Annotated in this window: 6 protein-coding genes; all 6 read right to left on the minus strand. The window is 38.3% G+C overall.

Translation table 11 applies throughout. The annotated features are described in order from the left end of the window. Positions 1-60 precede the first annotated feature (60 nt). Entirely contained in the window at positions 61-3,120 is a 3,060-nt protein-coding gene (locus B176_RS0103155; protein ID WP_017257327.1) for a chondroitinase family polysaccharide lyase, read from the minus strand. 1 nt (position 3,121) lies between these two features. Further along, the gene (locus B176_RS0103160; protein ID WP_026063134.1) at positions 3,122-6,979 is read right to left on the minus strand and encodes a DUF4955 domain-containing protein; all 3,858 of its coding nucleotides are present in this window, start codon (positions 6,977-6,979) and stop codon (positions 3,122-3,124) included. Positions 6,980-7,129: 150 nt separating this feature from the next. Continuing rightward, positions 7,130-8,566 (minus strand): T9SS type A sorting domain-containing protein, encoded by a 1,437-nt coding sequence (locus B176_RS0103165; protein ID WP_017257329.1) that lies wholly within the window; start codon positions 8,564-8,566, stop codon positions 7,130-7,132. Positions 8,567-8,599: 33 nt separating this feature from the next. Further along, entirely contained in the window at positions 8,600-12,049 is a 3,450-nt protein-coding gene (locus B176_RS0103170; protein ID WP_017257330.1) for a polysaccharide lyase family 8 super-sandwich domain-containing protein, read from the minus strand. Continuing rightward, positions 12,046-13,626 (minus strand): sulfatase, encoded by a 1,581-nt coding sequence (locus B176_RS0103175; RefSeq protein ID WP_017257331.1) that lies wholly within the window; start codon positions 13,624-13,626, stop codon positions 12,046-12,048. The genes B176_RS0103170 and B176_RS0103175 overlap by 4 nt, the downstream gene beginning before the upstream one ends. A 13-nt stretch (positions 13,627-13,639) precedes the next feature. Continuing rightward, a complete protein-coding gene (locus tag B176_RS20530; RefSeq protein WP_017257332.1) occupies positions 13,640-15,832 on the minus strand; it encodes a glycoside hydrolase family 88 protein in 2,193 nt (730 codons plus the stop codon). Positions 15,833-15,850: the final 18 nt, after the last annotated feature.

Here is a 15,850-nt window from a genome sequence, read left to right on the forward strand (position 1 = left end):
TTCAACTTAATCAAATTCGTTATCTCGACATGACGCGAAATCTAATCTCGCCAACATCTTTTAATTAATAACTAATTTAAACTGCGTAGCAATTCCATATTTACATGGAACACTCAATTCTGTATTTCCGTTTATAATTACCGATTTAATATCGTTTAAATCAGACTTTACTTGCCAAATCCCTTTCACAACAACGCAAACTACCGATGGTTGCGATGGTTTTCCGTACCAGGATTTAGAGTAAATGCTTTCTTCCTTCCTTTTTCCGTCTGCTAAAATTTTGGTGTCGTCTGGTCCACTGTAAAATGCTAAATCCGGGTCGGTAACAGACATTTCAATTGCTGTATTATCTTTTTTATACATCACCAAAACGGCTTTATCAGTAGTGATCAATAAAGAATCTTTTAAGCTTTCATTTGCTTTAAAAATAGCTTGTGCAGTAATGTTTTTTGGTGCGTACCAAACTTTATGCGCTAAACTATCCTGTTGTAAAACTTTGTAAACAGGTGCTTTAGAGCTCATTTTCGTTTTAAAGCTTTCTAATTGTTCTGTGTCTGATTTAATCAGCATAGCGTATTGGTAAGCATCATGTTTTGGCGCATTGCCATGGTTGAAAATAAGCTTGGCTATATCGCCTTTGGTAGCTGTTTTATCTTTTTGATCTCTGGAAATTTGCTCCATTTTGGTGAATTCTAACTCCACACTATTCGGGATATAATAACCAATTCCACGATTATCCAAAACGGTCAACGCCTTTTTATCATCCCATTTTTTATCTAATGGGAATGCTGAGGTGTTCATGCTATTAAAACTAAACGATGCATTTTTATTGCTCAATACATTTTGGAATAGCGTAGTTTGAGTGCTGTAATCTGTAATGCTATTGGTTATGTTTGAACCCAAAGCCACTGTTAAATCATCAAACATAAACCATGATTTTATTGCCCTAAAGCTACCCATATCGTATTTATCACTTCCATGTAGTTTCATCGCAAACAAACCTTGCCAGTTGTTTAAGTTTGTTCCTCCTGCAAAAACTTCGTCGCTTAAAAGCATTTCCTCAACTCCGCTAAAATCATCGGCGTTAATAATGTTTGCTCGTAATTTATCAATAGGTACGTGGAGTGTGGTTGTTCCTGGCATATTGTTCCAGTCCCAGCCAGTATCTTTAAAACTGCTACCATCATCGTGGGCTGTTTGCGGGAGCGTAATTTCCATTTGTCCGTAGCCGAAGTATCGTCCAAAAATATTTGCTCCCGGATACGACTCGTGAGAAACGATGTATCGGCTGTGTCCTTTTACGGTCAACAACCAATCTGCCCGTCGGTGAATGTCTAATAACCCGAAGTTTAAATTCCAGTGCCCTTGGGCAAATTCGGCAGGCTTTACATTGGCGTTTTCAAAAATTTTCTCCCATTTGTCTTTTTTGCTCCCGATAATTTTCAGATAAATGGAAGCCATATCCTGATCTATGTTTTCTTTTCCATTTGGCGAACCGGCCAAAGCCATGTATGCATAAGCATCTGAAGCAATTTTCCAGGTTCCTGTTGGATGCCTTCCCGAAATACTTATCGGCCATTTGATAGGGTTGGTATAGTACGACATCAATGTTAGGGCTTTTTTTAAGTAGGTCTGTGCTTCCGGTTTTACATGAAAAGCAGTTTTACTTAAGGTATAAACTATCGGCGTAATTCCCTGAAAACCTCCAACAGCATAAGCAGGATATAAAGTGCCATGATGAAAAACCGCACCATCTGGTTTAAATGTTCCATCGATAGCCGAATTTGGCATAATTGATTTTGAAAGCCAATTAGAGAATTCGTGTAACTGACGAACTTTTTCTGGGGAATCATCCATGATTAAAACCGAACTCAACATGCCACTTAAAAGGGTGTTAAATACATCGATATTTCCATCGTGAATGTCTTCTGGCTTGGCCTGTGAACGACCTAAACCGCTGAACCAAGCCATCATCTGCTGTGTTCTTTCTAATTTGTTATTGGCTTTAATCACCGGTTTCATTAAAAAGCAAGCGCTGTAAAAATCTGCGAAAGAATATCCCAAATGATGTACAGCACCCATTCCACTTCCATTTGCCCAGCCTTGGTCGTTTGCGTGGTCAAGCATGTCTATAAATATAGTTGCCAAACGAGATTTTTGCGTTTCGTTTTCGGTAACGCTATACGCAGCAGCAACATTCATTATTAAGCTGGTGTAGGCTTCTATACTCACCTTCTTAAAATTATTTCTTTCTTCGCGGTCGGCTTTGTCTGCGTAGAGTTCGGTGTCGTTTAACTCATAAACCGGTCGCCCAGTGATATTATTTCCGTCTCTTTTAATATTCCAGTAAGCAAATTCCTGTTCAAGGTCTGCAAGTTTTATGTTTTTGTATTTAGCTCTTGGCAGAATAAGTTCAGAAAAGCGGCTTTCAATCGTTTTAAAATCTTGTTTATCCTTTTCGCTAATTTGAGCTTGTAAAGGAAGGTAATGTGGCGTTCGTGTGAATGAATAAAGTGCAGTCCAGTGTGCATTGGCGGCTTTATCCGAACTTATGTTAACAAAAGGTACCTGCTCATCTCGCATCGGCGAGCGAGGGTTTATATTTACATTATATAATATTTGGTCGAAATAAAGGTTGCCTTTTTTTACCGAAGATGGTGCGTGAATAACCATTTTATCCATACCGTCGACAGGTTTGCCATTCATATCTCTGTGGTACATTACCCAAGCAGTACGCCAGCCACTAAAATTGAGGTTAAATTTAAAACTGCTCGCTGTTTCATTATCTTTTTTAAACTCGAAAAGCAAATGGTCGGTATTTGGTCTTTCGTTATAAACCCAAATTACAAAAGTACTTCTATCATCTTTGGCTACAGATCGGAAAGCAGTATCGGTTACTGTGATTGTAGCGTTCGCTTTTTTCCAGTCCCACTGCAAAGACTGTTTCCCGGTTTTAAAATGTTTTTCAGTTAAACTTAATTTTCCTGATTTTGCTTTCCAACCACTAGGAATAGTGGTTTCGATGATGTCTTTTACCTGCGCTTTTACAGGAGTAAGTAGCATCAACAGACCTATAAAGGCAATACCAGTAACTTTCAATAAAAGAGATTTTATAACCATGCTATTTTATAATTTTTATGCTGCTAGTTTTTCCGTTCTGCACTAAAGTAACGATATAAATGCCTTTAGCTAGCGACGGTGTTTGTAAGCTAATGCTGTTTAATCCTTTCTGAGCCACAAAACTATGGTTGGCAACTGTTTTACCAGAAAGTTCAGTGATATGGATGTTTGCGTTTCCGCCAAGTTCTGCGCTAAACTGTACTTTTAATTGGGTTTCACTTATGAAACTGGCTACAAAGGTCTCCTCATCAGTTAAACCATTGTTTACCGCAACCACAACATCAGCTATGCTTGATTCGCCGTCTTGATCTACCTGTTTTAGTTTGTAATAGTTGGTGCCTTGTGCAGCACCGTTATCTAAATAGCTATAATTGTTAATTTTGTTTGAAGTCCCTTGACCCGCAACTTTTGTTAAGCTGAAGAAATTTAAACCTTCTGCAGAGCGTAAAAGCTCAAAATAATCATTGTTTAGTTCTGAAGCAGTTTTCCAGTTTAAACGGATACCGTTGGTTTCTTTTTTCCCGGTGAAGGAAATTAAAGAAATAGGTAAGGTGCTTGCGCTGTAAGCTATATTCATTCCACCGTTAATAGTAAGTTTAGCATTGCCATCAGATTTACTTCCCTGAAATAAGAAAGCATTTAGCGGTGTGTTTACGGGAATACTATAATCGCCTGTAGTGCCACCTGTACTCGTTTCTACAGATCTTGGAATATCGTAGTTAAGTGATGCTTGTTTTGAATACCTTACTGAACTGTTGCTGGTTAAATTAGAAATCCATAAATGATAACAAGCTGGTGCTACGGTATAAGTACCGCCACCTCGTTGATAGAATTTACCAACAGAAGAATTATTACAGTAAATCTCAAACAGATAGGGAATATTTAAACTCAAATTACCGCCAGCTAAATCTTCATTGTTAGCGGCTGTATTTCCCAGTATTCTGTTGCTTATTATATAATCGTCGTTGAGTGAGTTATACGTAAAACTGATTGCGTTGAACAGTGTCCCCACTCCATTAGCAGATGAATTTGCAGCAGTAAAAACACTATTAGTATTACTGTATAGATTACTTGACGCACCGCGATTACCCATAGACCAAATAAATAGTGTTTTATCTTTAATAGCATTTGCACCTGTTTTTGCAAAAGTCATTGTAAAAGATTGAGCTGCAATTTCGCTAGCATTTGCGATGGTATACGTAGAAAACTTTGCAATTCCACTTGTTCCATTTGGGCGGATTGCCAAGGTATTTGCGGTAGCATCTAAAATAAAAGTTGCGCCAGAAGAGGTCGGAATAAATGCTCTTGCTGTACCAGAAGATGGAGCAGGTAAAAACGGTATGCTTGCAGTTGAAAGGCTTTCCCCGTCGGTGCTTAAAGTGCCAGATGTGCCACTGCTGAAATTATAAGTCCATGCATTAGCAGGCACTTCATCAAGCCATTTTCCAGCTATGATTGGTAACGTACTGCTATTGTAATTTACTTTTATTTTACTGATTGTTGCTGTTGCTGCATTATTATTAGGTTGTGTGCTATTGTTGGCCTGAAAAACATAAGCGTTCAAAGGTAACTCATTCGCGAGTTCAGAAGAAGAAGTAACTGTATTTAGCGATTTAGAAAAATCTACAGAACTGTTATAAGAAAGTTGATTTCCATTTACCCAAACGTGGAACTTCCCGCTTGCTACGGTATAAGTAGTTTCGTTACGTACATACGTTTTGGCTACCAGCGCATTATTAGCGTAAACTTCTACTGCCTGGCTTCCCCCTCGAGAAAATGCCGTATTACTAACCAATCTATTGGTTGGGGCGGTTCCGTTAGCAGCTTCCCTAAAATTGAAATCGATACTATTTGCTCCTATTACCCACTCAAAAGCAGTAAATAATTCTTGGTTTGCTAAGTAAATAGCACTTGAACTTGTAAATAAGGAACTCGCTGCATTTTTATTTCCCAAGGCCCAAACAAATGTGCCATTTGTAGCAACCGCATTAAAACTGATAGTAAAGAACGCACTTGCTATTTCTGTTGAGTTATCAATATTGTATGCAGAAAGCTTATTCTGTGCTGAGGTTGAATTGGCGGTAATCGTTACACTTGCTGTTTCTGGATTAGTTGGATTATTGACAGAGAACCCATTGCCACCTGTGCCAGTTCCGTTAACTTGGACTTTACTTATTCCTGATGGTGGAGTTGGCAAAAAACCAGCAACTGCAGGTGGACCAAAAGAAGTTTCTGAAGAACCGGTGGTGAAATTTCCTCCAGTTCCGGTATTGCTACCTAAGTTATAGTCGTAAGTATTTTGTTGAGCGCTCCAGATGCCGTAGCCGGAAGTCTTATTTGCTAATCTGATTTGTAGCTGTGCATCATATAATGAGGCAGGCAATACTGCTGTGCCGTTTGATTCTTCGTATTTAAGTTGGTTTGGTATAAATGTAGTTGCCGAACCATGAAACCCAACAATTATTGGATATGGGATTTTAAAATAGATATTACTACTTGGCCAAAAATCGAAGTTAGAGAGGTCTGTATTGGTTTTTTTATAGTTCCAGAAAACCAAATTACGCATGTGGTTGGGCATTTCTGCAACATCACCCCCAGCTCTTCCGGTTTGTAAGCCACCAGTTACGTTATCTAATAAAGTGTTTCGGGGCTGCGATGAATGACTTTCAAAGCAAGTAGTTGCCGGGTAGGTAACATTATATAGCACCGTGTTCATAGATGTTTTTGAAACACCTACAGAATGCCATTGTCCTGCTTGATCGTCGATATTACTGATTAAAACATTGGTTGCTCCTGCATTATTGATTGCTTCATGACCTCCGTTTCCGGTGATTTTACAATTGTCAATAGTAATATTTGCGCCATTTACACCAATTGATGCGCCTACAGAAACATCAGTAAAACGACATCTCCTCATCCATGAGTTTACTAATCTTTTAAACTGTATCAATGAATAACCACTATCATCTAAAGCAGAACCATGGTGATCAAAGGCTTTCTGGAAATTGCCTACAAAAGCAATATCCTCTACACCCATTTCTTCAATATATTTATATTTGGACAATACCCAATTTAGAGATGAATTAACAGGGTAAGGTAAGGGTTGTTTTAGGGTGATGGTGTTTCCGGTAATTTTACTGATCTGTAGCACAAAAGATAGATCAACCCCGCCGTTTTTTAAACTGGTCCAAGTGGAGTTTACGGGATAATTACCAATATCTAATTTTAGCGAATTTGCATCCGTACTTTGCATTTCAAAAAGCAACCAATCGCCAGCTACTAATCCGGTTGTACTTGTTGCCGTGATGTTAAAATCTCCAATAGCTGCATCAGCACTCATTCCGGTTGGATTAATTGCAGCCGATCCGCTACCAATAAGAAAAATAGATGGGCAAGAATAAAGCTTAGCTGGATCCGTTGGGTCCATAGGTGTTTTCATAAATAACTCGGTTCCACCTGCTCCGCTTCCACTACCTTTTAAAATAATGTTGCTTTTATTGATGTTAAAAACTGTTTGATCATCGGTAGCATCTTGTATTATAAACCTTCCGGGAGGGAAATATATAATGCCACCGTTATTACCAGTAAGTGCAGCTGCAATTGCTGCCTTTATGGCTGTTTTATCAGAGGTATTGTCGTTTGCAATAGCGCCATAGGCTGTAACATCGTATACGGGCAAGTTTTTTGCGCTGTAATCAATTGCCTTTTCGCCATTTTGATAACCTGCATAAGAAAAATCGGGCAGTATGGATTGTTTGGGATTTGATTTATAATCTGTAAATATCTGCGCTTCTGATTGGGCAAATAAATCTCCTACACTTAGTAGGGACAATGCATATGCTATTACTATCTTTTTCATGATCAATCTATATGGATATTGATACAGTTATTCCCTTTTCAAAATACAGTTAGAGGGGTAGAGTCCTTAGCTAAGCATTGTTGATGTAGAAAAACCAGCCTTAAATATTCAAACTGTTGAACATTTAAGGCTGGGGAATGTATGGATTCGTTATTTTACAATTTTTATGCTCTTGCTATTTCCGTTTTGCAAAAGCGTAGCTACATAAATACCAGCGTTTAGCGATGGTGCTGCTAAACTGATATTATTTAATCCTTTAGTAGCCGAAAAAGATTTAGAAAACACTTTTCTTCCAGATAAGTCTGTTAAGCTTAAGCTTGCAGTACCTGTTGCCGTTGCATCAAAAGAAGCATTTAAAGTATTATTGCTAAGGTTTGCAGAAAAAGCATTTGCTGCTGATAAGCCACCGTCAACCGCCACAACGATATCAGAAACAGTTGCAGTACCGTCTTTGTCAACTTGTTTTAATTTGTAGTAATTGGTACCTGCTTGTGGAGCGTTATCTAAATAGCTGTAAGTATTAACTTGGTTAGACGTTCCTTTACCTGCAATGCTGGTTAGGGTAGTAAAAGTTTGGCCTTCTGTAGAACGTAAAACATCGAAATGATCGTTGTTTAGTTCTGAAGCTGTTTTCCAGTTTAAACGGATGCCGTTGTTGGCTTTTTCTCCTGTAAAAGAAGTTAGAGAAACTGGAAGGGGGTCTGTTGCTGCTTGATAAGTAACTTGTAAATTTGATAGTTTTATTGTTTCTTGAGTGGCATTTCCCGCAACTGCGATTGATAGCGTATTAAGTGCAGGTTTTGTAGCACTAACATAAGCGTCAGATTTTGGAAATTCAAAGGTGAATCTGGTGCCGTTCACGTAAATGTGATACTTTCCAGCTGTAAGCGCAACACTATTGAGATCAGCGGGATTGTATTTATAATTAATGCTACTTGCAGTATTGTTTGCAAATATTTCAATATTTTGTGAAACGTTTGGTTTAATTAAATTTACATTGTCTGGCGCATCAGTTTGGCCTGATCCGTTAGCCGGTTTGTATTGCGTTTTAAAAGTTGTACTCAGTATTAACCTAAATGAGCCGAAAATGGTTGCGTCTGCATTGGAGAAAGGACTACTAGAATTTGTTAGCGCACTGCTACCATCTCCGGCATTGTAATTACCAAGGGCTATTACGATTGGGTTTGCGTTAGCTCCCGAAAAATTAGTTAAATCTAATGTAAAAGAGAATTTAGCAATAGCATTTGAATTTCCAATACTGTGAACAGCCACTTTAGCATTTCCAGATGTGCCATTTTTGATTGACAAAACTGATCCAGAAAGTTTGAATTCTGCATCTGTAATGTAGGAAAGTGCTCTCAATCTATAATCTCCTTTTGATGGAAAAGGAAAAAAGCGGTTATTGTCTCCACTATTTGGAGCTTCATAAAAGCTTGGTGAGGCAACACCTGCAGCAGTCGTGTCATTTGCGGGTGACGCACCTCTATTCCAATCTACATTTATCACTCGATTATAAGGAGTAAACTGTGCTTGGGCAGCTCCCGCTACCAACATTAGCATTAAAAAACTTTGTACGATTTTTTTCATGATTTTAATTTTTAAGTGTATAATTAATTGATTTTAAAGTTTTATAAATTTTTGGCTATGCTTTATTTTCTCTGTTGTTACTTTAATAATATATTCTCCAGTATTTAACTCTTCCAGAAACACCGGAAAAAGGTTAAGCCCCATTTTAATATTTATATCTTTTTTGAACCGGAGTTGCCCGTTTAAAGCATACACAGTTATAGTTCCCTTCTCTTCTTTCTCAGATCTAAAACTTACGTTTATGAATGAAGAAACGGGGTTGGGATAGCATTGGATTTGAGAATTTATAAATGGAAGCTTAACTGTGGTTGTCCGTTCATCACTAATGGTACCATCAGCGTCAACAGTTTGCAGTTTGTAATAAAGCGTTTGGTTTGTTTTTGCAAAGTTTGCGTCGGTATGGTTATAAGTTGTTTTTATGGACGAATTACCGCTTGCATTAACTGTTGCAATCTCTTCGAAACTTAACCCATCATCACTACGGTAAAGCACAAATTTTTTAACATTCTTTTCTTCAACACTTGTCCAGTTCAACTTAATGCCCGTAGACTGATAGGTGCCAATAAAATCGAGTAGTTTTATGGGTGTAACATTTGATTTTTGAAGCAATATACTGGAAGCAAAACCGTCTTTAACTGTAAAACCAACGTATAGTGTATTTGCTGTTTGGTTTACACTCGCACTGTTTGGGTTCGTTATTACTGTGTAATTGCCTGTTAAGCCCAAATTAATTGTTTGCGGACTAGATACAAAATCACTGACCGAATTTGTTATCGCATTTAAATTTGGATTGTTAATGGTAACCAAAACTTTATCAGTATCGTATTCTTTAACGTTAATTAAAGCTTGCTCAGAAACACTGGTTACCAAACCTACATTTACACCCATTTTATATTTGAAAAACACATAAGCCGTAGTGTTCTCTGGAATATATTTAATTGCGTGAAAATCCGCAGTTTGGTTTAGTACCGTATAAACATTGCCGGTTTCCAACGTTGTGGCTAAATCTTTCATTTCTGTTGGCGTAACTCCCGGGGCAACTACATATTCATATTTCGCTGGCGCACTTGCAAGCGGCTGATTGCCATGGATTAGATAGGCTCTTGTAAAGTTTGCGGTATTGGTTTCTGCTCCGGTTAATGAGGTGTAATCTGGCGTAGTTTGCGTTCCTAGTTCAACCTTGTAACTATCATTTCCTGCCGGAAGGTAAAAGCCTGTGCCTTGCGAACTGGTTAGCCATTTGTAATTGGTAGCTAAACTGTAACTACTAGCAAATGGATTACGTACTTCAGGATTTGTAGAATTATTATTCATGGTAGGTGCAGCAGTAGTACTTACCGTTTGAAAAAGATTTGACACTACACTGCCTTGGTTGTTGCTTACGCTGATATCGCTACCCAAACAAATCAATATGTTATCAAAAGCAAAAACAGATTTTTTAAATTTTAGATTACTGGTGGTGTAGTAATTTGTATTTCTTTGCTGAAAATCTATCCCAAAAATGCCGTTTTTACCTAAAGAGAGTGCGCCGGCAAAATCGTTTACTTGATATTCATCAGCTCTAGATTGTTGCGCTTGTAACTTATTAAACGGTAAAACTACAGTGGTTGCACCAGGCATATAATTCCAGTCCCAGCCGGCACCATTTAAGATGTAGCCAGAATCTTCCAAAGTTCCGTTATACAAAATCTCTAAAGAGCCGTAGCTTTGGTATCTACCATATCTATTTTGTGTAGGGTAGATTTCTGTGCCAAACAAATATGACGTTAGACCTTTCATAACAGCAGTCCAGTTGCCACTCTTCTTTACTCCTAAATTCGCATAGTTATAAGCATAAAATCCATCATAATCTTTTGCTGGAGTTGCGTAGGTGCTTACACTGTAAGTATAATTATATAAAGCAGCCATTTCTGGTTCAAAAGGTTCACCAATAATATCGCCTCCAATTTCAACTAACCTTCTAAACTGTACATCATTTATCGGAATCTTGGTAGGAAACGGCGTTCTTCCAGATTCTGAGTTTGCATAAACCCCACCTTTAGAAGACTCTAAAAAGATGCTTTTATAAGCAAAGGCCATGTTATCATAAGCGCCCTGACTGATTTTGAAAGCTGTGCCTTTTAATGCATAAGCTCTATCAACCCAAGTTGCAAAGGCATACATGTAACTCATTTGATGAGATTGATGATGAAAACCTGTGCCGTCTGGTTTAATACCATCTCTAAACCCTTGGCTGATATCCGTGTTCCGCTCTAAAAAGTTTTTGAGGTATTTTAAATCGCTTACAGCTTCATTATTTGAAGTTAAAGCGCAAGCCGTCTCAAATAAGAAAGTCAATTTAATATGTACAAAATCTGTGTTTTGCCCTGGTGTTGGATTTAGTTCGTAAATTTTATTATATTCATGAGACCATTTCAATAAATTAATTACATCTGTTCTTAAAGGTTCGGGATAGATTGATAAAGCTTCTAAAAAACCTAAGGGAAATTTTCTTGCATTGTCGTAAGAGTTAGTAGCTAAATCGTTTCTTCCTCCTTCTGAAATGCCTTGGTCTATAATATATTCGGTAAACAGTAATAATTTATCTTTTGCATCTGTATCGTTATTTTTCAAAAAAGCTCTTGCCAAAGATTGGATATGAGTGGAGACTAACACCAAAAGGGTAGGGTCATTGGTCTCTAAAATCCCTTTACCTTTGATAGAATTATCAGGGTTGCGGGTAATTCCACAGTTGGTTACGTAAGTTTTAGCAGCAGTAACAGCAGTTGGGGTTACGCTTCCGATATTTCTTGTATAATTGGACTTTACAATAGCTAAACTACTAAGTTCAGCAATGGATGCCGGTAGAATGCTTACGTTCGATTTCTTGAGATAAGCACCTAATGGGTCTTGTGGAGATTCTATCTTGAAATGCTGATAATCCAGCGCCATGTGGGGCCCAGGCTGTCTAATCTCTGTATTCCCAATAAACGTAAAATTATCAAAAAATAGTGTTCTGGTAGTTCCAGCGGGAGCTACCTTTTTATAAGTGATTCTACATTGGTTTAGGTTGAAACTAGCCTTCTCGTTGCCATTGTTATAATCGTAACGGTAACTGCGGTGGTAATCTCGCCAGCCTACAAAATTTAATAGCATGGTGCCTGTACGTTGCACTACGCCACTATTATCTAAAAATTCGAATATTAGTTGGTCGTTATTTGCTTCTGAGCTGTAAACGTATAGTTGTGCCGAACTGGCTGTTGCACTTCCCACCTCGCCAGACGGTATATTTAGGCTACTTGCCATTATTTTTTTATTATCTGTGGCAACCCATTTAATAGCTTTGGTTCCGCTTTTAACATGTTCTCCACTTGTAGTAAGACTTATAGAAGCGTCTGTGCTGAAATAACTGGGCACACCGCTTTCAAAATCTGTAAACCGCGTTTGGGCATTTACAAATACCGAGAAAAATAGGAGTAGAAGGAGTAGTAGTGTTTTTCTCATTTTATGGATGTTAGCTTAATCTGTGTATCATTTGTTCTGGAGCCATCAGGCCAAGGAATATGTTCGCCTGTTGTTTTGCTTACTGGTAACTGCGCTTTGTAGTTTTTTAAATATTGAGTTAAAAGTGCTGTTAACGCAATGGCTTTCTTTGGGTATTTTTTTGCCAGATTATGTTGCTCGCCAATATCAGCCGATAGATTGTAAAGTTCTGCGTTTTGTTTTTTGTAATCGTAAACTAACTTCCAATCTCCTTGACGTAAAGCACTAAACCAAGAAATTCCTGGAGCATCTTCTGGAATCCATCTGTTAGGGTAGTGCCAAACCAACACTCTTTTGTTATCTATAAGATCGGGGTTTTTAATACTGCCCAAGAAACTTAGTCCGTCTGGTTGTTGCACCGTGGTCCGGTCTTTAACACCAGCAATATCTAAGATGGTAGGGAAAAAATCCTCAATTAATAGGTAACGCTTGGCAATTGTTTTAGGTTTGGTAACACCGGGCCAACTCACAATCATGGGCTCTCTGACTCCTCCTTCATAAACAGAACCTTTTCCAGCTTTTAGCGGATAGTTTTGTGTATGTGCAATACCAGATCGTGGCGGAACTCGGGAGAGTCCTCCGTTGTCCGACATGAAAATAATCACCGTATTATCGGTGAGTTTGTTTTTATCTAGCCAATTCATTAAATCGCCCAAACTTTTGTCCATCCCTTCAATTAGGGTGGCATAAGCGATTTCTCCTTTGCTTAAACCTTTATTCTTGTATTTCTCAGCAAATCGGACATCAGCTTCTAATGGTATATGTATCGCATATTGCGACATGTACAAAAAAAATGGTTGTTGTGTTGTTTTGGCTTTTTCTAATGCGATGATCGCTTCTTTAGTAAGTGCTTCTGTTAAAAAAGTGTTTGTGTTGTAGTACTTTTCTAAACCAGGAACGGCCTGTAGGCTTACTTTTCCGTTTATAGGTTTATTCCCAAATTCGGTTTCACTGAGGTAACTAGCGGGGCTACCGATCTGATTGCCAGCAATATTTACGTCAAAACCAAAGTTGATCGGATTATCTCCGGGTGTGTTTTTAGATGCATAATGCGCTTTCCCACAGTGTATGGTATAATAACCAGCATTTTTTAACAGCTGTGGAAGAGCAGTAACATGTACAGTGTTTTTAATGTTTGCTACTGGACTCATGCCATCTATATTCCAATCTACGGGTTCGTAAACGCTATCAGGATAATCAGAACTGATGTTTTTTTGTATTGCTGTCCAGTTGGTTACACGGTGATGCGATGCATTCATCCCCGACATCAAGCTTACTCGCGTTGGCGTACACACGGGAGTAGCATAAGCATTCGTGAATTTTGTGCCCCTAGCCGCCAGTTTTTCCATATTTGGCGTGTGGTAAAGCTGGTTACTAGGAGTAGATTTCTCCCAAAAAGGTAAGGATGTATCCTGCCAGCCCATATCATCCACTAAAAATAAGACAATATTAGGTTGTTGCTGTACAGTTTGCGCTTGTGCCGCCAGCTGTAAAACAGACAGTAAAACAATACCCTTAAAGAGAAATCTACCCTTCATATTTCAAATTGTTTTAATAAGTTACAATTAAGGGAGTAGCTAAACTTTTGCTATACACCTCTAAGTATTTAATCCAGTCAATTTCTTTTGGGAAACTTGGATTTCTGCTCCAAGCATTACCTTGGTAATATGTAAAAGCTTGGTTTTTAGAAATAGTTTTCAAACCTAAAAGATGATTCGCTTCATCAACAAGTTTAAACTTTTCATCTGCAGGGAAAATCACACCTACACCAATCATTCCGTTGTCAACTTTACCGTCGGTTTTGTCCCAATAGCTTACGTAATTGTTGATATGGTCTATCTTGATGCTTCCGTCATTGGCATGTTTGGTAACGCCGGCAGCAATGGGTAAAGAAGCACCTTTGAAATAATAGTGACTCACAATTTTATTAAGGTTTGAGCCCGCATCCAACGAAATATGTTTTGTTTGGGTAACTTGCTGACCGTTAACGTTCCACGCAACAAAGTATAGTTCAAAAGTTAAACGAATAGGACCGTTGTCAATAATTTTGTAAGACGAGTAATTTTTTGGAAAAATAAACTTACCGTCTATAAACGGCGCCGAATCTCCAGAACCTAATGACATACCAACTTTGTAGCCGTCCATTCCCTGTCCGTGGTTGGTGTGGTAATCCCCATTTTTATACCATTTGTTTAATAATAATTCGGATGTGTTTTTAGACCACACATCTAATCCTTTAGCATTGTCAGACTGTGTTTCTAAAGCAGCGCCGTACATTCTAAAAGCTACCTTATCATTCTCCCAAGCAAAATCATCAAAACGTTCTGGTACTTGACGACCATAAACTTTTGAAGTATAGTTTTCTCTTTTGCCTTCTTTAATGGTAAAAAACAATTCTGTTCCTGCTGAAATATCTGTTTGGAAAATTAAGGTTTGAGGTCTCTTTTTTCCGTTAAACAATAGTTGCGATGGAATTTGCTTTCCGCTGATTACGTCTATAACAACAACGTTATCTGCATTAACCTTTTTGTTACGCTTGGTAATAGCGCTCCAAGAAACTTCAACGGTTTGTGCCATACGCTGTATTCCCATTGTGTTTTTTACGTTTACCAAAAGGCCGCCAGCTAAGTTTAGTTCCATCTTATAGATTTCGCTACCTGCTAATAAAAAGGCACCAACACCGTAAACGTCGGTATCATCATAAGTTACGCCTTGTGGGTCGCGACCTTGTGCTTGTACGTAGCCTAATTTTCCGTTCGGGTGCACAGATGTTACCAATGCTGTCCAGGCGTTTTTAACTACTTCTTTGTAATCGTTATAATTCAGCAAACCGTTGTTGATTCCCCAAGCCAAAGCGTATGCAAAAAAGCCAGTACCACTTGTTTCTTTAGCAGGAAAACTAGCTGGATCTAACAAACTAGCATGCCACGAGCCATCTGGTTGTTGTAGCGATGCAATTCTTTTAGACATTTCTTTAAACTGCTTCTCAAATTTTTTCCTAGCGGGATGATTTTGTGGCATTACTTCTAAAATTCGGACTAAGCCTCCCATTACCCAACCATTTCCTCTTCCCCAAAAAACCTTGGCGCCGTTGTTTTCTTTTTTATCGAAATATCTGCTATCGCGATAGAAAAGATGTTCTGCATTATCATATAAATAATCACTGCTTTTCCACCAAAGTTTAGAAGCGGTATCTAAATATTTTGAGTCTCCGGTAGCCTGTGTTAGGTATCCCAAGGCTGGTGGACCCATAAATAAGGCATCGCACCAAGCCCATTCTCTATTGTAAATTTCGTTTACCCAAAGTAAAGACTCTGTGTGTGGTAAAGTAACAATGGTATCTGCCCTGTTTTTAAACTTTGCAATGTATTTTGGGTCTTTGTAAATCTGATAGAGTTGTGAGTAGGTTTGTCCCACACAGTAATCATCGGCGAAATACCGCTCTGGGCCTAATCCCCATTTATTGTCATTACCTACCTCAATCAGTTTTTTATAGTAGGTATTATCATTTGCAATTTTACCCCAAGCCATCATCCCGGTATAAAGTGCGCCGTTTGTCCAATCGGTTTTTGGTGTTTTCCAACCATTTTCGGCTAAATCTTTCCACTGCCAATCAGCAGTTTTTTTCATGATGTGGATAATGCTGTCGGGTTGTAAATTGCTTTGCGCAAAAGTGATGCTGTAAGTGCTTGCAAAAAATAAAAAGAAGCTTAGCTTTAAAAAATGAGTTAATCTAGTTTTCACGATAATTGAGTTTAATAT

The sequence above is a fragment of the Pedobacter arcticus A12 genome, from assembly GCF_000302595.1.
GTDB lineage: Bacteria > Bacteroidota > Bacteroidia > Sphingobacteriales > Sphingobacteriaceae > Pseudopedobacter > Pseudopedobacter arcticus.